The following is an 18453-nucleotide window of genomic DNA, read 5'->3' on the forward strand; positions in this document are numbered from 1 at the left end:
GAGATTGAGATAAAATTGTTTATTTTTTTTAGATATAATCGAGCTTTATTTATATTTAAAAAAGGCATATTATGTTACGCTCATTTATAATTAGTATTTTATTTATAAATTCTTTAATGGCTTTTAATGTAAAGTCTTTATTTACTTATACTTTTAATGATAATATTAGCTATGATTTAAAAAAAGCTAAAGAAATATATTTTAAAAACAAATGTAACACCTGTCACGGAGAAAATGGAGAAAAAAATTCTTATGGTAAAAAAGCTATTAAAGATTTAAGTCCAGAAGAAATCAAAGGTGCCTTAAAAGACTATGCTAATGGATATTTTAAAGATCAATCAAGCGATAACATTCAAATGAGCATATACGCCAAAAAATTAAGCGGAAGTGATATGGATCACATTATAGCTTACTTAAAGGGGCAAAATTTTTCTATCGAGCTTAATCAAAAAGATCTTTTAGAAGAAGAACCTGCACCAAAAACAAAACATAATACATTTTTAAAATAAAAAAGGAGTTTTCATGAGAAAAAATCTACTGCTAGCTAGCTTGCTTTGTGCTAGTTCAATTTATGCTGCGGAAGTAAAAATAGGAGTTATTTTACCACTTACTGGCGCTTTAGCGGCTTATGGTAATGATGTATATGAAGGTATCAAACTAGCTAATACCTTAAATCCAAATTTAAAAAACGGAGATAATGTTAAAATCATAGCCATAGATACAAAAGGTGATAAAATAGAAGCAGCAAATGCCACCACTAGACTTATCTCTCAAGATAAAGTTTTAGGACTTATAGGTGAAGCTGTTACACCAAATACTATGCAAGTTTTATCTATAGCTGAAGAAAGAAAAATTCCAGTAATAGCTCCCGTTGCTTCAGGCGATAAACTTTTGGATAAAAAAAACTACGCTAGTAGAGTTTGTTTTATGGATAGCTTCCAAGGAGATAAATTTGCAAACTATGCATATAAAGATTTAAATTTAAAAACTGTAGTTGTAATAGTTGATCAAAGCAATGTATATTCACTAGGCTTAGCAAGAGCCTTTGAAAAAGAATTTAAACAAAATGGCGGAAAAATACTTAAAAAATTAACTATCTCATCGGGTGATAAAGACTTTAAAGCTATTGTTTCACAACTTAAAAGTATCAATCCTGACTTTGTTTATATGCCAATTTACCATCCAGAAGCAGCTTTAATAGCAAGACAAGCAAAAGCAGTTGGTTTTAATAAACTTTTAAGTGCAGGTGATGGGGTAAATAATAAAACATTTATTGAACTTGGGGGTGATGCTGTAAATGGAGTAATCTTTACCGATAGTTTTGACTATAACAATCCGCCAACAACTTTGTCTAAAAATTTCATCAATGCTTATGAAAAAGATCATGGCACCAAAGAGCTTCCAGCATTTTCTGCTATGGGAGCTGATGCTTATTATGTGATGGTAAATGCAATGAATGAATGTGCTAATAATCTTAACGCACAATGCATTAATGAAAAAATTCATTCTACTAATAATTTTGAAGGTGTAGGTGGAGTTATAAGCATAGATGCTAGTGGCAATGCAAGTCGTTCTGTAGTTATAAAAGAAATACAAGAACAAAAACAAGTTTATAAAACTATTATTAATCCTTGAAAGGTTAAACTATGAAAAAAATTAGTATAGCTATATTGTCTATCATAGCTTGTAATATCATACAGGCAAAAGAAATTAACATTGGCGTAGTTTTACCTCTAACAGGATCTACTGCAGCTTATGGTCAAAGTGCTTTAGATGGAGTGAAAATTGCAAATTCTATGAAAAATACTTTAAGTAATGGCGATAAGGTAAATCTTGTTGTAGTAGATACAAAAGGTGATAAAATAGAAAGTGCGAATGCTAGCACAAGATTAATTTCGCAAAATAAAGCTTATGCACTTATTGGAGAAATGCTAACAGCTAATACTTTACAAGTGATAAGAATTGGCGAGGAAAAAAAGATACCAGTGGTTGCTCCTGCTGCTACTGCTGATAAAATTTTAAATAAAAAATTATATGCCAGTAGAGTTTGTTTTATGGATAGCTTTCAAGGCTCATCTTTGGCTAATTATGTAAAAAATAAGTTAAATTACACTAAAGCTGTGATAATTAGCGATCAAAGTGCAGATTATTCTTTAGGTTTAACTAGGGCCTTTGAAAAAGAATTTAACAAACAAGGTGGAAAAATTTTAGATAAATTTAGAATTACAGCAGGCGATAAAGATTTTAAAGCTATACTTTCTCAAGTTAAAAATTTAAAACCTGATTTTATTTATCTTCCAGTATATTACACTGAGGCTTCTTTGTTCGCACGTCAAGCAAAAGCAATGGGTGTTAATATTCCTATGGGTTCAGCAGATGGAGTTGCCGATGAAACTTTTATCAATCTAGCTCAAGATGCAGCAGAAGGATATTTATTTACAGATAGTTTTGATTATAATAACCCTCCAACAGAGCTTTCAAAAGACTTTATATTAGCCTATGAAAAAGAAAAACAAAGCAAAGAAGTTCCAAATTTTACAGCTATGGGTGCAGATGCATATTTTGTAATCTTTGAAGCTATGCAAAAATGTGTTAATGATTTCAATAGTGAATGTATCAACAACAACATTCATGCTACTTCTAAATTTGAAGGTGTTAGCGGGGTGATTAGTATAGACAAAACAGGTAATGCCACGCGCTCAATTGTTATAAAATCAATAGAGAATCAAAAGCAAGTTTATAAAGACTCGATTCTACCATAAATAAAAATTTAAGAGGTTCAATGGATAGTTCTTTAATTTTACAGCAAATTATAAATGGATTTAGTTTAGGCAGTATGTATGCACTTATTGCTATAGGCTATACAATGGTTTATGGTGTTTTAAGACTGATTAATTTCGCACATGGTGATATTATGATGGTGGGTGCATATTCAGCTTTATTTTGTGTTACAAGCATGAATGTACCTTTCTTAGGCGCTCTTTCTTTAGCTATGTTATTTGCGGCAGCCTTAGGTATAGCTATTGATAGAGTAGCTTATAAACCTCTAAGAAAAGCACCTAGAATTTCTTTACTCATCACAGCCATAGGTATAAGTTTTTTAATACAAAATGTATTTAATGTTTTATTTGGCTCAACACCAAAGTATTTTCCTGTACCAAGTTATCTTGAAACAGTGATTAATTTTAATAATATCAGCATTAGCGTTAATAGTATTTTAGTGCCTATTTTGACATTTTTTATATTATTAGTGGTTTTATTCATACTTTATAAAAGCAAATATGGCATTGCTATTAGGGCTTTAGCTTTTGATATTCATACTGTAAATTTAATGGGAATTGATGCAAATCGTATTATCGCTATTGTATTTGCACTAGGTTCAGCTTTAGCTGCTATTGGTGGTATTTTTTGGGCTGTTAGTTATCCTTCTGTTGAACCTAGTATGGGAACTCTTATAGGACTTAAGGCCTTTGGCGCTGCTGTTTTAGGTGGTATTGGTTCTGTTGCCGGAGCAGTTTTAGGTGGTTTGATTATAGGTTTTACAGAGGTTGTTGTTGTTGCTATTTTCCCTGATCTTTCTGGTTTTAAAGATGCATTTGCATTTATCTTTTTGGTATTAATTTTACTTTTTAAACCAACTGGAATTTTGGGTATTAATTTTGAAAAAAGTAGGTTTTAAAATGATTGCAAGAAAAATTACACATTTAAGTTTCTTTATTATAGCGCTTGCTTTTCTTTTTATATCTCCTTATTTTTTTAACGATTATAAAATAGGAATTTTAAGCAATATTGCTATTTTTGTAATCTTAGCGGTAAGTTATAATCTTATCAATGGAGTTACAGGACAATTTTCATTAGAGCCAAATGGTTTTGTAGCTATAGGAGCTTATGTTGCAGCCTTAGTTTTACTTACAAGTGAAAGCAAAATCGATCAGTTTTCTTTAGAGGATCCAAGTAGTTTTATTTTGATGATTCATTCGCCAAGCTTTATTGTAGCTTTACTTGCTGCTGGGGTTTGTGCTATGCTTTTATCTTTAGTTTTAGCCTTTGCAGTATTTAGAGTTAGAGGAGATTATTTAGCTATTGTAACACTAGGCTTTGGAATTATTATCAAGCTTATGGCAATCAACTTTGCTTCTGTTACAAATGGCTCTTTGGGCTTAAACGATATTCCTAAACATACTACCTTATACTGGAGTGGTGGGATTGCTATATTTTCTGTTATTATCATCTTAAATATTGTTAGTTCAAAATTTGGTAGAGCCATGAAAGCTGTAAGAGATGATGAAGATGCAGCATTAGCAATGGGTATTAACACTTTTAATATTAAAACCTTAGCTTTTAGCACTTCAGCATTTTTAGAGGGTGTTGGAGGGGGCTTATTAGCTTGCGCACTAGCTTCAGTTTCACCTGAACAATTTGACTTTTTATTTACTTTTCAGCTTTTAATCATCATTGTTTTAGGCGGCTTAGGTTCAACTACTGGTGCTATCATAGGAGCTATTTTAGTAATAGGCGGAAGTGAGTATTTAAGATTTTTAGATGAGAGTATGAATATTTTTGGTTATGAAACTCCTGCCATGCCTGGTCTTAGAATGGTTGTGTTTTCTGTTATATTGATTTTAGTAATGCTTTTTGCAAGAAGAGGAATAATGGGTGATAAAGAATTAACAGATATTTTATTTAAGTTTTCTAAAAGGAATAAAAAATGATTTTAGAGCTTAAAAAAATCCATAAAAATTTTGGTGGAGTTAGTGCTATAGCAAATACTTCTTTTACTATAAAAGAAAGCGAAATTTTTGGACTTATAGGTCCAAATGGTGCAGGAAAAACGACACTATTTAATATTATTACAGGAAATTATAAACCAAGCAGCGGAGAAGTATTTTTTCTAGGAAAAAAGATTGACCATTTAAAGCCGCACAAAATAGTTCATCTAGGCATAGCAAGAACTTTTCAAAATATTAGACTTTTTTCTAGCATGAGTGTTTTAGAAAATGTATTAATTGGTTTTGATAAGAGTATTAAATATAATATTTTTGAAGCTTTTTTACATTTGGGAAGATTCTCCAAAGCAGAAAAAAATGCAAAAAAAGCAGCTTATGAAATTTTAGAACAACTCAATATTGCTCATTTAGCTGATGAAAGGGCCACTAGTTTAAGTTATGGACAACAAAGAAAAGTTGAAATAGCAAGAGCTTTAGCAACAAATCCTAAACTTTTATTGTTAGATGAACCAGCAGCAGGTATGAATTCAACAGAAAGCGATGATTTGGCTGAATTGATTTTTGATATAAGAAATAATAAAAAAATCAGCGTTTTGCTTATTGAGCATGATATGAAATTTGTAAATAAGCTTTGTGATAGGGTTATGGTGCTTGATTATGGTAAGACTATTTTTGAAGGAAAGCCAAGTGATGCTGTTCAAAATCCTGAAGTAATTAGTGCATATTTGGGAGATTTTAATGCTAGTAGTTAAAGATTTACATGTTTATTATGGCTTAATAGAAGCTGTTAAAGGTATAGATTTTACCATAAAAACAGGAAGTATAGTTAGCTTGATAGGCTCAAATGGTGCAGGAAAAACATCAACACTTAATGCAATGCTAAATTGTGTTAAAAAAACTGGTGAAGTAAGTTTTTTAGGTTATGACACTCAAAGACATTTACCTCATACTTTAGTACAAAAAGGTATAGCATTGGTACCTGAAGGAAGAAGAGTTTTTATAAATCTCACTATAGAAGAAAATTTAAAAATTGGTGCTTTTAATAATGCAGAAAACTATGAACATTTGAAAAATCAAATGTATAGACTTTTCCCAAGATTAAAAGATAAAAAAAATGCATTAGCGGGAACTCTAAGCGGTGGAGAAGCTCAAATGCTAGCTATTTCAAGAGCTCTTATGAGTGAGCCAAAACTTTTAATGCTAGATGAACCTTCGCTAGGGCTTGCTCCAAAAATAGTTGGAGAGGTTTTTGATATTATAGTCAAATTAAAAGAAGAAGGTATTACTATTTTATTAGTGGAACAAAATGCATTTTCAGCTTTAAAAATCAGCGATTATGCTTATGTTCTAGAAAATGGTAAAATCGCTATGCATGCACCTGCAAAAGATCTTATCGGTAATGATGAGATTAGAAAAAAATACCTTGGAGCTTAAATCATGAGAAGACAACTTTTAGCTTTTGGGGATATAAAAATTTCTATTTTTTTATTTTTAATTTTTGCCCTATTTTGCGCTCTAGCTACTTTTATAGAAAGTGCTTACAATACTCCAACAGCATGGGCCATGATATATGGAACATCTTGGTTTGGCTTTATACAGCTCATATTAGGAATCAATCTTTTAACAGCTCTTTTTAAATATAAAATGTTTAACAAGAAAAAAATACCACTTTTAATCTTTCATATCTCATTTTTATTTATATTACTAGGTTCAGCTATGACTAGATATATGGGATTTGAAGGAAATTTACACATTAGAGAAAACGAAAAAAATAATATCATTGAAACCTCAAAAAGTTATATCTATATAGCAACTTTAAAAGATGATAAAGTATATAGTGCTGCAAAATCTGAATATATTGCCACTTTACCTTTTGTAAATGATTTTTCATTTGATTTAATATTACCTGATGAAAAAGCTCAAATTTCATATGAAAATTTGATTTTAGATGCAAAAGAAATTTATATCGATGATAACAACTCTGCTCCTCTTTTATCTTTAATGCTTTCACAAAATAACGAATCTAAAGAATTGCTTTTTCAAGCAGGAGATATAAAAAATATCAATGGTGTCAATATAGCATTTTTAAACGACTCTGCTCCAAGTCCTTATATAAAAATTGATAAAGATCTAAAGCTTAGTGCTGATTTTGATTTAAAATACATGTCAATGAGTGATGGTAAAGAAAATATTTTAAAAGCAAACCAAAAAGCACAAGCTAAGGATTTAAGATTATATTCTTTTAATGATATTAATTTAGTAGTTAAATTTGCTTCCTTGCATGGTAAAAAAACTTTAGAAGGTATCAATCAAGCTCAAGATGAAAGCTTTTTTACTTGGTTTAAAAATAGTTGGATAGAGCTAGGACGTAATGCTTTGATTTCTTTATTTGGCGAGGCAAAATACTGGAATAATTCTTTATTAAATAATTTCAAAGACTTTGCACAAAGCACTAAATATATGCCAACTCAACTTTCAGAAAATGCTATTAATGCTTTAAAATTAAAATTAAGCTATAAAGGAGAATCTAAAGAAGTTTTCCTAGTAGAATACAACTCGCCTATCCGTATTGATGTAGCAGGTCAACCTTTCTTTTTAAGATGGGGTCCTAAAGGAATAGAAATGCCATTTGAAATGTACTTAAAAGACTTTGAACTAGAACGCTATCCTGGCTCGATGTCGCCTATGTCTTATGCAAGTTATGTGGAAATTGATAATGCCGAACAAAAATTAGAATATAAGATTTTTATGAATAATGTTTTAGATTATCAAGGTTATAGATTTTACCAAAGTTCTTATGATCAAGATGAGCTTGGCACCATACTTTCAGTTAATAAAGATCCGGGTAAAATTCCTACATATATTGGATATTTTTTACTTACATTAGGAATGTTTTTAAATATTTTAAATCCTCATTCAAGATTTAGGACTTTAGCTAAATTAATCAATCAAGACACCTTGAAAAAAACAAGTGCAATATTGACATTTATATTAGTTTTTTTTGCAAGCCAAAATACTTATGCAAATGAACCCATCAAGGTAGATGAAACACATGCTAAAGAACTTGCTTCTTTAGTAGTGCAAAAACCTGATGGTAGAATGGTTCCTTTTAATACTTTAGCTATGGAAGTTTTAGAAAAAATATACAAAAACACAACCTTTCAAGGCCAAAGTGCCGAAGCAACTATCATATCAATGATTTTTGATGGCAGTGCATGGTACGATAAAGATATTATATTTATGCCAACAAGTCGCTTGGTTAATGAAGAAATTTCTAAAATTTTAGGTATTGAACCTAGAGCTTATACTAGTTTTAAAGATTTTTTCACTACAGATGCTTATAAACTACAAAAATATGTAGAAAATGCTAATAGAAAAAATCCAAATCGTAGAAGTGTTTTTGATAAAGAAATAATCAAGCTTGATGAAAGAGTAAATATTGTAAATTTAATTTTTTCAGGAGATATTTTTAAATTTATTCCACTACAAAATAGCACCAATAATCAATGGGTGGCGCCACGCGAAGCATATATAGGTTTAAAAGGCGAAGAAGGTAAAGAAGTAAGAAGCATTTTAGAAAATTATTTCAATGCAGTTAGTAATTCTATTGCACATAACAACTGGGATGAAGCAACTAAAAATTTAAATATTATCAAAAATTACCAAGAAAAATACGGCCATGAAATTATGCCAAGTGCTAAAAAAATTAATACAGAAATCTTTTTCAACAAAAGTCAAATTTTTGTAAATCTTGCTCCGCTTTATTTATGCGCTGGATTTTTACTTTTGATTATAGTTTTTGTTAAAATGCTTCTGCCAAAAATTCGCATTGATTTTATATTTAAATGTGTTTATGTGTTTAATATTGTGGCATTTTTCATCCATACTCTAGGTTTGGCTTTGCGTTGGTATATAGCAGGTCGCGCTCCATGGAGTAATGCATATGAGAGCATGGTTTATATAGCTTGGGCTTTATCATTATCTGGAATTTTCTTTTCAAGAAAAAGCCCTATTGCACTTTCTTTAACCTCTATTTTAGCAGGAGTTACTTTAGGTGTAGCTCATCTTAGCCAAATGGATCCGCAAATTACCAATTTAGTTCCTGTGTTGCAATCTTATTGGCTAACAATACATGTTTCGGTTATTACTGCTAGCTATGGATTTTTAGGATTATGTGCATTGTTGGGTATATTTGTACTTATTTTATTATGTATGCTAAAAATCAATGGCAAACATAATGAAAACATTTTAAGAAATATTACAGAAGCAACAAGAATCAACGAAATGGCTATGATTTTAGGACTTTGCTTACTTACAGTTGGAAATTTCTTAGGTGCTATATGGGCAAATGAAAGTTGGGGAAGATATTGGAGTTGGGACTCTAAAGAAACTTGGGCTTTAATTAGTATTTTAGTTTATGCAGCTATTTTGCACATTAGAATGGTACCAAAATGGGCAAATCAATACATTTTTGCAGTTTGCTCCATGTTTGCATATTGGGTAATTATCATGACTTATTTTGGTGTAAATTACTTTTTAACTGGTATGCATTCTTATGCAGCAGGAGATTCTGTGAAAATTCCTGATTATGTGTATTGGGGATTTTTATTTATGGTAGCATTAAGCTTAGCAAGTTATTTTAAAAGATCTTATGCAACAAAATTATAGGAAAGTTTTAAATGAATAATTCTCTTTTTATTTTTTTAGTTATAGCTTTAGTGATAATTATCATACTTGGAATTCTTTTGGTATTATTTTTCATGCACAAAGAAAAACAACCAAGCAAATCAAATCCAGCTAAAACTCCAAAAATAAGTAATATAGAAGATTTTATATCTAAAGCAAATAATGCAAGCAACTCTCAAGAAATTCAAGCTTTAATTTTGCAATTTTTAAATTCACAAAAACTAGGATCTAATCCAAAAGACAGCGCCACTAAAAGAAAACTTGATTTCATTAGTGCTATTTCAGCCAATGCTAATGCTACTCCTAAAAACATTTCATTTTTAAACAATGAGCTAAAAAAAAGATATAAAGCTTTGAAAAAAGAAATTGACGCTTATGAGCAAATAGGTCTAGCAAAAAGAAAAATGAGACAATTTTAAGGTTTTTTGATGAAAAATATTAGAAATTTCTCTATTATAGCTCATATTGATCATGGTAAAAGCACATTAGCTGATAGAATTATCAGCGAATGCGGAGCTATTAGCGATAGACAAATGAGCGCCCAAGTAATGGATACTATGGATATAGAAAAAGAGCGTGGGATAACTATAAAAGCTCAATCTGTGCGTTTAAATTATAAATTCAACAATGAAGAATATGTATTAAATTTAATAGACACTCCAGGCCATGTTGATTTTTCCTATGAAGTAAGTCGTTCTTTAGCAAGTTGCGAAGGGGCTTTACTTGTTGTTGATGCTTCTCAAGGAGTAGAGGCTCAAACTATAGCCAATGTTTATATAGCCTTAGAAAATGATCTTGAAATCATACCAGTGATTAATAAAATTGATCTTCCTTCGGCTGATATTGAAAAGGTTAAACACGAAATAGAGCATATTATAGGAATTGATTGCTCTAATGCAATTTGTGTTAGCGCAAAAACAGGTGTAGGTATAAAAGAACTCATAGAAACTATCATCACAAAAATTCCTGCGCCAAAAACTGATGATGAAGCACCTACTAAAGCTTTAATTTATGATTCTTGGTTTGATAATTATCTTGGAGCTTTGGCTTTAGTTAGAATTTATGAGGGAAATATTGCTAAAAATGATGAAGTTTTAGTTATGAGTACAGATAAAAAACATCTTGTGCAAGATCTTTTCTATCCTCATCCATTAAGCCCTATAAAAACTAAAAAATTAGAATCAGGTGAAGTGGGTGTTATCGTGCTTGGACTTAAAAATGTCGCCGATGTTCAAGTAGGTGACACCATAACACTAACTAAAAATAAAGCAAAAGAAGCCATTGGTGGTTTTGAAAAAGCCAAAGCTTTTGTTTTTGCAGGATTATATCCTATAGAAACGGATAAATTTGAAGATTTAAGAGATGCTTTAGATAAATTAAAACTTAATGATAGCTCTATCACCTACGAACCTGAAACATCCCTTGCTTTAGGATTTGGCTTTAGAGTTGGTTTTTTAGGTCTTTTGCATATGGAGGTTATTAAAGAAAGACTTGAGCGTGAGTTTAACCTTGATTTAATTGCTACTGCTCCAACTGTTACTTATGAAATTTATCAAACCGATGGAGAAGTTTTAAAAATTCAAAATCCAAGCGAACTACCTCCGGTAAATAAAATCGATCATATAAAAGAACCTTATGTAAAAGCAACTATCATAACTCCAAGCGAATACCTAGGAAATTTAATCACTCTTTTAAATCGCAAACGCGGTATGCAAGTTAAGATGGATTACATCACTCCTGAGCGCGTTTTACTTGAGTATGATATACCTTTAAACGAAATCGTTATGGACTTTTACGATAAACTTAAATCACTTACCAAAGGCTATGCTAGTTTTGATTATGAGCCTATTGAATTTAGAGTGGGAGATCTTGTAAAACTTGATATTAAAGTAGCTGGTGAAAATGTCGATGCACTAAGCATCATAGTGCCAAATGAAAAAGCACTAAGCAAGGGCAGAGAGCTTGTAAAAGCGATGAAAGAAATCGTCCCAAGACAGCTTTTTGAAGTTGCTATCCAAGCAAGCATAGGAAATAAAATTATCGCAAGAGAAAATGTAAAATCCATGGGTAAAAATGTAACCGCAAAATGTTATGGTGGGGATATTACTAGAAAAAGAAAACTTCTTGAAAAACAAAAAGAAGGTAAAAAAAGAATGAAAGCTATTGGTAAGGTACATTTACCTCAAGAAGCATTTTTAAGTGTTTTAAAAATAGACTAAATCCCTAGTTTATACACTAGGGATATAAATTTATGCATTGATATCTAAAGAATTTCCACCCATTTCGTTAATTTTTTGAGTTACTGTTTCAATAGCTTTATCAATTGTCTCATAGCTGATATCAGGAAGTTTGCCACCCCACATTTTTTCCGCTTGTGCAAATCCTGCTTTTAGGCCCTCTAAACCTTTTTGAAGTTTTTCCATGTCTTCACCAGCCCCATTAATAACAAAATCAGCCAATCTTTGAGATGTTTTTGCTACACCAAAATATCCATCTTCCCCAATAAGCTCTTTTGCTTCATCAGCATTTAAACTAAGTATATCTTTACCTTCATATCCTATAGCTTTAAAATCTACATTTGATAAAATAGCTGTTAAAGAATCCTTAGATTGAGCTCCTTGAAAAATCCCTGCCTGAGATAGACCATTGGATGAACTCATGCTAAATACTTGCTGCATAAAATTCATAGCATAAAGCTCGGTTATGCCTTTTCCTCCCATACTAGCAAGCTTACTAAGCTTATCCTCATCTATATCTTTTGTGCTATTAGCACTTTTGGTATTGGCATCTTCAAGTTTTGTATTCAAATTAGCCTTCCTATTGCTAACTTGCGACTCTACTGCCACGCGTGAATACGAATTTATTTGCATCCTTGCTCCTTTTTTGTGGGTTTATAAAAATCGTCTAAAAAAAATTAAAATTTACATTAAGAAATTTATAATTACAGCTTAAATATAATGCCAAATATTTATTGTATTTTTAAAATTTGGGTGATATAAATGTTTTTCAAAGATTTTTTCATTATCATTGTCGATCCATATTTTAAAGATATTATAGAAGGTATAGAATCTCTTTATTAAATTTATTTTATCTATAAAATTTTAAATAAAATAATTTTTAATAAGGAAAGCTATGTCAATACATAATTTTTACACTACATTAAATCCTACCAAACTATTTATAAAATGTGCTTTGCCAAACATGGCTAGCATGGCTTTTATTTATCTTTATGTGATTATTGATGGAATTTTTGTTGGAAGATATTTGGGTTCAAATGCACTTGCTGCTATGAATTTAATGATGCCTTTTATCATGATAAGTTTTGCTCTAGCTGATATGATAGCCATAGGCTCATCAGTGCAAATAGCAATTAATCTAGGTAAAGGAAAAGTTGAAAAAGCAAGAGCTATTTTTTCTTTTTGTATAGTTCTTATTTTTGCAATTTCTTGTTTAATGGGAATTTTAGGATTTTTTCTAGCAAAAACATTAAGTGCTTTTATGGGAGCTGATGAGAATATTCAAAGTTTATCTACTGAATATATGCAAATTTTTGCCACTTTTGCTCCCTTTATTATGCTAGCTTTTGCTATGGATAATTATCTTAGGATTTGTGGAAAAACTTTTTATAGCATGATAGTTAATATCATTACTGCTTTGAGTAATATTTTTCTTGATTGGCTTTTTATAGTAGTTTTTGATTGGGGGCTTTTTTCGGCAGCTTTAGCAACTTGTATAGGTATGTTTTTAGGAAGCGTTTTAGGGATACTACCTTTTATTTTTAAAGATTTAACTTTAAAATTTAAAAAACCGATAATCAAATTACAAATACTAAAAAATATACTTTATAATGGCTCATCTGAATTTTTTTCTAATATTTCTAGCTCTTTTTATACCATCTTAGCTAATGCTTTCTTGCTTAAACTTTCTGGAAGTACAGCTGTTGCAGCATTTTCTGTGATTTTATATCTTAGTACTTTTGTTTTCATGCTAGTTTTGGCCATGTGTGATGCTATGCAACCTGCATTAAGTTATAATTATGGACACAAAAATATTGCAAGAATTCAAGCTATTTTTAAAAGAATGTTTTTTGCTTCTTGGGGTGTAAGTACAATAGTGTTTTTATTTGTTTATTTTTTCAATAACCTTATAGTAAGTGTTTTTAACAAAGATAACAACCAAGATTTTATCCATATAGCACAAAATGCCTTAATATTTTTTTCTTTTTCTTTTTTATTTTCTTGGTTTGGAAAACTCTGCGCTTCATTTTTCACAGCACTTGATAAACCCTTACTTTCTTTAGGAATTTCTATTTCCCAAAGTCTTATTTTCCCATTTTTATCCTTGTTTATACTAACACAATTTTTAGGAGTAAATGGAGTTTGGCTAGCCACTTTAGTGGGTGATATTTGTATGATTTTTATTGCCTCATTTTTATTATATAAAACTTTTAAAAATCTAAACTCTTAGCTAATTTTAAACAAGAGTTTAGATCTTGTTCTTTACATATATATAAATTTTTAAAATTACGAAGTTTTAAAGCTGTACTTTGACCTATAACTACAACTTTATCTTCTTTTTCTAATGCAAAAAATTTCAAAAATTGCTCTATGCTTGAAGGAGCGCTAAAGATAAAAACACTTGGATGATGTATTTTTAACTCATCTTTTTTAGGCTCTATGGCTATATTTTCATAAACGATTAATTGTTTTAAAAGGATATTTTCTTTCAGCAAATACTCATCAAGACCTGAATTAATTTTCTTCGCTCTTAAATAAAGACATTTTTTATTTTTAAACTCAGATAAAAACTCACTAGCTAAATTTTTACCATAAGCCTTGCTAGGATATTTGACATTTTTAAAGCCAAGCTCTTTTGCAAAATCAGCACTTTTTTCTCCCACAGCATAAAGTTTAATATTAAAATCAATTTTGTTTTTACTTGACATTAATGCTTTTAATGCATTCTTGGAGCTAATGATTAAACAATCAAATTCCTTTAAATTAACTTCAAAATCAAGAAATTTAATTTCATTTAATCTTATAGTCTTAACACCATCAAATTCTTTATCCCCTATAAAATAAATCATTATTTTCCTATAAAAGTTTTATCAAAAATTGATCTTAAATTTAAAGTTGCTATATAAGGATCATTTGCTTGCATTATCGCTCTAACCACAGCTATACCTTGTATATTACAATCTTTAAGCAAATTTAAATTAACTTCATCTATCCCACCTATAGCCACAATAGGTAAAGAAGCTAAACTAGCAATTTCTTTTAATCCATCTATGCCAAGCACAACACAATCTTGCTTGCTAGGCGTAGCAAAAACAGCTCCCACTCCAAGATAAGTAGCACCTTGAGTATTAGCAAGCTCGCTTTTATGATTGATCGTAAGTCCTATGATTTTATCTTCACCCAAAAGTTCTCTTGCCTTTTTTAAAGGCATATCCTTTTGTCCTATATGCACTCCATTTGCATTCACAGCCATGGCTATATCGATTCTATCATTTATCACAAAAGGCGTGTTGTATTTTTCACACAAAGCTTTAACTTTTAAAGCAAGATTATAAAATTCTAAAGTACTAAGATTTTTCTCTCTAAGTTGTAAAATATCAATCTTAGCTTTCAAAGAAGCTTCTAAAATATTTAAAAACTCGCTTTCGCTTTTTTCACCCTTGCTTGCGACAAGATAAATTTTAAATGATTTCATATTTGGCTCTTTTTTTAATTTCTTCATCATTTAAATTATTTAAAGCATCGATTAAATTCACTCTAAAACTACCACTTCCACTAGAAAGCTCTTGAGCGATTTCGCTAGCTATGCCAAAACTAAGCAAAGCATATAAACTAGCCTGAAATTTATCTTCTGACGCTCCTGCAAAAACCCCGCACAAAGAAGCACACATACAACCTGCTCCAGTTATTTTAGTAGCCATGATTGAGCCATTATAAATTTTAGCAATATGCTCTTGATTTATAATATAATCAATTTTTCCAGTTATAGCTAAAACACGCTTAGTTTTATAAGAGTATTCTTTAGCTTTTTCTAAAAACTCATCATTAATCACAAAAGTACTATCAACCCCTCTTGCTTTACCATCTAAACCTATAACACTAGCCATTTCAGATGCATTTGCTTTAACAATACTAATGCCTTTTAGATTAAGCAATTCAAAATTAATCCCATCTCTTGCCTTACTCACACCCAAAGCAACAGGATCAAAAATTATAGGTTTATTTAATAAAGTATATTCTTTAGTTGCTTTTAACATAGAATTTGCTATAAGTTGATTAATCGTACCTGTGTTTAATACTAAGGCTGAACTTATTCTAGCAAAATCAGCTTGCTCTTCATAAAAATCAGCCATAGCAGCACTTGCTCCCATTGCTATAGTTACATTTGCACAATCATTAGCTGTAACATAATTAGTAATATGATGAATCAAAGGATTTTTTTCTCTTACTGCTTTAATAATCATTTTTACTCCTTGTCATATTGAAAAAAATGATTAGTCGGACCACAACCTTTTCCAAGTGCTAAAGAATTTAATATAGCTCCATACACATAATCTTTAGCAAGTTTTATAGCTTCATGTTTTTCTTTACCTAAGGCAAGATTACTAGCTATAGCTGAACTTAATGTACAACCTGTGCCGTGTGTATTTTTTGTATTAATTTTTTCTGCTTTAAAAATACTAAATTCCTTTCCATCATAAAAAACATCATTGGTGTTATATTTACTATGTCCACCTTTAATCAAAACACTTTTTGCACCTTCTTTGTGAAGTTTTATAGCGGCTTTTTTCATATCCTCCTCATTAAGTATTTTAAAATCACACAAAAACTCAGCCTCGGGAATATTTGGAGTAAGTACATCAGCTAAAGATAAAATTTCATCTTTAAAAAACTGACAATTTTCTAAAGGCATTAAAGCATAGCCATTTTTTGCAAACATCACAGGATCAATCACTACATTTTTAGCTTTAAAGCGCAATAAATTTTCTTTTACACAAATTATGATTTCCTTTGAACCTAACATTCCAATTTTCACAGCAGCTGGCTCTATGTCTTCATAAACTGCTAGCATTTGCTCATCTATTATCTTAGTGGGTATATCAAAACAAGAAATCACCCTTGCAGTATTTTCAGCCACAACGCTTAAAACTACACTCATACCAAATAAATTATGAGCGCTAAAAGTTTTTAAATCAGCTTGTATACCTGCACCACCACTACAATCACTTCCTGCTATAGTTAAGATAGGAATTTTAGTTTTTGTTTTTGCTTGTATCATTTTTATCCTTTTTTTATAAAAAAGGAAAGTTTTTGCAAGAATTCAAAGTTTGCATTACCAAACTTCTCAAGGGTCGAAGTTATACTTCCTCTCAGCAAAAGCTCCCCATTAATGAAAAATTATATCTTAGTTTTAATTAATCTTTAAAAATATTTTGAAATACTGCTATAATTTTGAAAAAACTACACAAAAATAAAAGGAAAAATATGACTAAAATTATTTTTGTTTGTTTAGGCAATATTTGTCGTTCTCCCATGGCCGAATTTATTATGAAGGATCTTTTAACAAAAGCAAATTTAAATAATGAATTTATTATTTCTAGTGCAGGTACTTCAGGTTACCACGATGGGGAGGATATGCATTATAAAACTAAAGCTTTATTAGATAACAAAAATATAAATTCTAAGCCATTTTGTAGTAAAAAACTAAATTTAAAAATGTGCGAGGATAATGATTTAATTATCGTAATGGATAATTCTAATTATAATGATATAGTTAAAAATTTTCCAAATGCAAAACATAAAATTCATAAAATCACTTCTTTTGCCTTAGAATTAGGATATGACGAAGTGCCTGATCCTTGGTATAGCGGGAATTTTGATGAGACTTACACTATACTTTCAAAAGCATGTTTTGGGCTCTTAAATACTCTTTATAAAAATTTATCGTTTAAATAATATTTGTTTCTTTTTTAATTTTTAATGATATAATAAACTCATTTAAAATTCACCATAACATCAAAGGAGTTTAATTAATGAAAAGTATCAAATTAAAAATTTCATTAATAGCAAACATTATAGCTATAGTATGTCTTATAATACTTGGCGTTGTTAGTTTTATTTTTACAAAAAAAGCCTTAAATTATGAGGTAGTAAAAGCTGAAACTAATTATGTAAGAACTGCAGAAAAATCAATGAGAGATTTCAAAAAGCTCAATGTGCATTCTTTGGAAAAACTTTCTCAAGCCATCTTAAAGCTTCCATATAGCGAACTTAACACTCAAGAAAAACTTATGGATAATACAGGTAATTTACTAAAAACAGTTAGAGATATGAATAGTTATTTAGCTGTTTATATAGCTCAGCCAAGCGGTGAGTTAATAGTAAGTGATCCAGATAGCGATAGCAAAGGCTTAGATTATGGAATTTACGGAAAAGCAGATAATTACGATGCTACTACAAGAGAATTTTATATAGAAGCTAGAAAGAAAAATGGCTTATACATTACCGCATCTTATATTGATGCAACAACTGGTTTACCATGTTTTACCTACTCTATGCCATTAATCAAAGATGGTAAATTTATAGGTATACTAGCTATTGATGTTTTGGTAAAAGATCTACAAAACGAATTTAGCGAACTACCAGGAAGAACCTTTGTATTTGACCAAGCTTATACTGTATTTGCCTCAACTGACAAATCATTAGTTAGCGATAAGCAAAATCCAGATATTATAACAGTTGCTAAAGCTTATGAAAAAGCTGGTGATTATAATATTTTCAACTATACCACACAAAATGGTAACAATAGATTTGGTATTTGTGTTAATGTTGATGGTTATACAACTTGTGCGGGCGAAAATATAGAAGTTATTGAAGCTCCTGCTTTAAAAATAGCTTATATTCAAACTACTATTGTTATTTTTACAAGTATAGCTAGTATCATTTTACTCTACTTCATCATCTCTTATTATCTATCCCCTTTACAAGCAATCCAAAAAGGTATCAATTCTTTCTTTGACTTC

At 30.2% G+C, this 18453-nt stretch carries 18 protein-coding genes; 13 read left to right on the forward strand and 5 right to left on the reverse strand.

Annotated features, from left to right (window positions below):
- The first annotated feature begins 68 nt into the window (after positions 1–68).
- The 10 genes from L8X50_RS07620 to lepA are packed head-to-tail and all read left to right on the forward strand — an operon-like array spanning position 69 to position 11632.
- On the forward strand, positions 69–509 hold the full coding sequence (locus L8X50_RS07620) for a c-type cytochrome (RefSeq protein WP_412175488.1): 441 nt from the start codon (positions 69–71) through the stop codon (positions 507–509).
- Positions 510–522: 13 nt separating this feature from the next.
- On the forward strand, positions 523–1635 hold the full coding sequence (locus tag L8X50_RS07625; RefSeq protein ID WP_263660833.1) for an ABC transporter substrate-binding protein: 1113 nt from the start codon (positions 523–525) through the stop codon (positions 1633–1635).
- A gap of 11 nt (positions 1636–1646) precedes the next feature.
- Positions 1647–2762 (forward strand): ABC transporter substrate-binding protein, encoded by a 1116-nt coding sequence (locus L8X50_RS07630; RefSeq protein ID WP_263660834.1) that lies wholly within the window; start codon positions 1647–1649, stop codon positions 2760–2762.
- A 20-nt stretch (positions 2763–2782) separates the two neighbouring features.
- The gene (locus L8X50_RS07635; RefSeq protein ID WP_220566316.1) at positions 2783–3679 is read left to right on the forward strand and encodes a branched-chain amino acid ABC transporter permease; all 897 of its coding nucleotides are present in this window, start codon (positions 2783–2785) and stop codon (positions 3677–3679) included.
- A gap of 1 nt (position 3680) precedes the next feature.
- Positions 3681–4712 carry a branched-chain amino acid ABC transporter permease gene (locus L8X50_RS07640; protein ID WP_133319839.1) on the forward strand — a complete coding sequence of 344 codons (1032 nt, stop codon included), beginning with the start codon at positions 3681–3683 and terminating at the stop codon, positions 4710–4712.
- Entirely contained in the window at positions 4709–5479 is a 771-nt protein-coding gene (locus tag L8X50_RS07645; protein ID WP_133319838.1) for an ABC transporter ATP-binding protein, read from the forward strand. Before L8X50_RS07640 ends, L8X50_RS07645 begins: the two co-directional genes overlap by 4 nt.
- Positions 5466–6161: an ABC transporter ATP-binding protein gene (locus L8X50_RS07650; RefSeq protein WP_133319837.1), complete on the forward strand. Its 696-nt coding sequence runs from the start codon at positions 5466–5468 to the stop codon at positions 6159–6161. Before L8X50_RS07645 ends, L8X50_RS07650 begins: the two co-directional genes overlap by 14 nt.
- Before the next feature lie 3 nt (positions 6162–6164).
- Positions 6165–9395 (forward strand): c-type cytochrome biogenesis protein CcsB, encoded by a 3231-nt coding sequence (ccsB, locus tag L8X50_RS07655; protein WP_263660835.1) that lies wholly within the window; start codon positions 6165–6167, stop codon positions 9393–9395.
- Between the two features lie 11 nt (positions 9396–9406).
- On the forward strand, positions 9407–9832 hold the full coding sequence (locus L8X50_RS07660; protein ID WP_263660836.1) for a hypothetical protein: 426 nt from the start codon (positions 9407–9409) through the stop codon (positions 9830–9832).
- A gap of 9 nt (positions 9833–9841) precedes the next feature.
- Positions 9842–11632 (forward strand): translation elongation factor 4, encoded by a 1791-nt coding sequence (lepA, locus tag L8X50_RS07665; RefSeq protein ID WP_039628652.1) that lies wholly within the window; start codon positions 9842–9844, stop codon positions 11630–11632.
- A 30-nt stretch (positions 11633–11662) separates the two neighbouring features.
- Here lepA and L8X50_RS07670 read toward each other — a convergent pair whose 3' ends face one another.
- Complete coding sequence (locus L8X50_RS07670) at positions 11663–12283, reverse strand: hypothetical protein (protein WP_133319834.1); 621 nt, start codon at positions 12281–12283, stop codon at positions 11663–11665.
- 268 nt (positions 12284–12551) lie between these two features.
- Here L8X50_RS07670 and L8X50_RS07675 point away from each other — a divergent pair, with 268 nt between their 5' ends.
- Positions 12552–13880 carry an MATE family efflux transporter gene (locus L8X50_RS07675; RefSeq protein WP_263660842.1) on the forward strand — a complete coding sequence of 443 codons (1329 nt, stop codon included), beginning with the start codon at positions 12552–12554 and terminating at the stop codon, positions 13878–13880.
- On the opposite strand, the gene L8X50_RS07680 is transcribed toward L8X50_RS07675, so the two are convergent.
- Genes L8X50_RS07680 through thiD form a run of 4 tightly spaced genes read right to left on the reverse strand, consistent with a single transcriptional unit; the run spans position 13861 to position 16709 of the window.
- Positions 13861–14502 (reverse strand): uroporphyrinogen-III synthase, encoded by a 642-nt coding sequence (locus L8X50_RS07680; protein ID WP_318529826.1) that lies wholly within the window; start codon positions 14500–14502, stop codon positions 13861–13863. The genes L8X50_RS07675 and L8X50_RS07680 overlap by 20 nt on opposite strands.
- A complete protein-coding gene (gene thiE, locus L8X50_RS07685) occupies positions 14499–15125 on the reverse strand; it encodes a thiamine phosphate synthase (RefSeq protein ID WP_263660838.1) in 627 nt (208 codons plus the stop codon). The genes L8X50_RS07680 and thiE overlap by 4 nt, the downstream gene beginning before the upstream one ends.
- The gene (thiM, locus tag L8X50_RS07690; RefSeq protein WP_263660839.1) at positions 15112–15894 is read right to left on the reverse strand and encodes a hydroxyethylthiazole kinase; all 783 of its coding nucleotides are present in this window, start codon (positions 15892–15894) and stop codon (positions 15112–15114) included. The genes thiE and thiM overlap by 14 nt, the downstream gene beginning before the upstream one ends.
- A 2-nt stretch (positions 15895–15896) precedes the next feature.
- Positions 15897–16709: a bifunctional hydroxymethylpyrimidine kinase/phosphomethylpyrimidine kinase gene (thiD, locus tag L8X50_RS07695; RefSeq protein WP_133319829.1), complete on the reverse strand. Its 813-nt coding sequence runs from the start codon at positions 16707–16709 to the stop codon at positions 15897–15899.
- Positions 16710–16915: 206 nt separating this feature from the next.
- Between thiD and L8X50_RS07700 the strand changes: the two genes are divergently transcribed.
- Positions 16916–17386, forward strand: a complete 471-nt coding sequence (locus tag L8X50_RS07700) for a low molecular weight protein-tyrosine-phosphatase (RefSeq protein WP_263660840.1) — start codon at positions 16916–16918, stop codon at positions 17384–17386.
- Between the two features lie 77 nt (positions 17387–17463).
- The coding region (locus L8X50_RS07705) for a PDC sensor domain-containing protein (protein WP_263660841.1) at positions 17464–18453 on the forward strand (990 nt) is incomplete at its 3' end.

Source organism: Campylobacter sp. CNRCH_2013_0898h (assembly GCF_025772965.1).
GTDB classification, from domain to species: Bacteria; Campylobacterota; Campylobacteria; order Campylobacterales; family Campylobacteraceae; genus Campylobacter_D; species Campylobacter_D lari_D.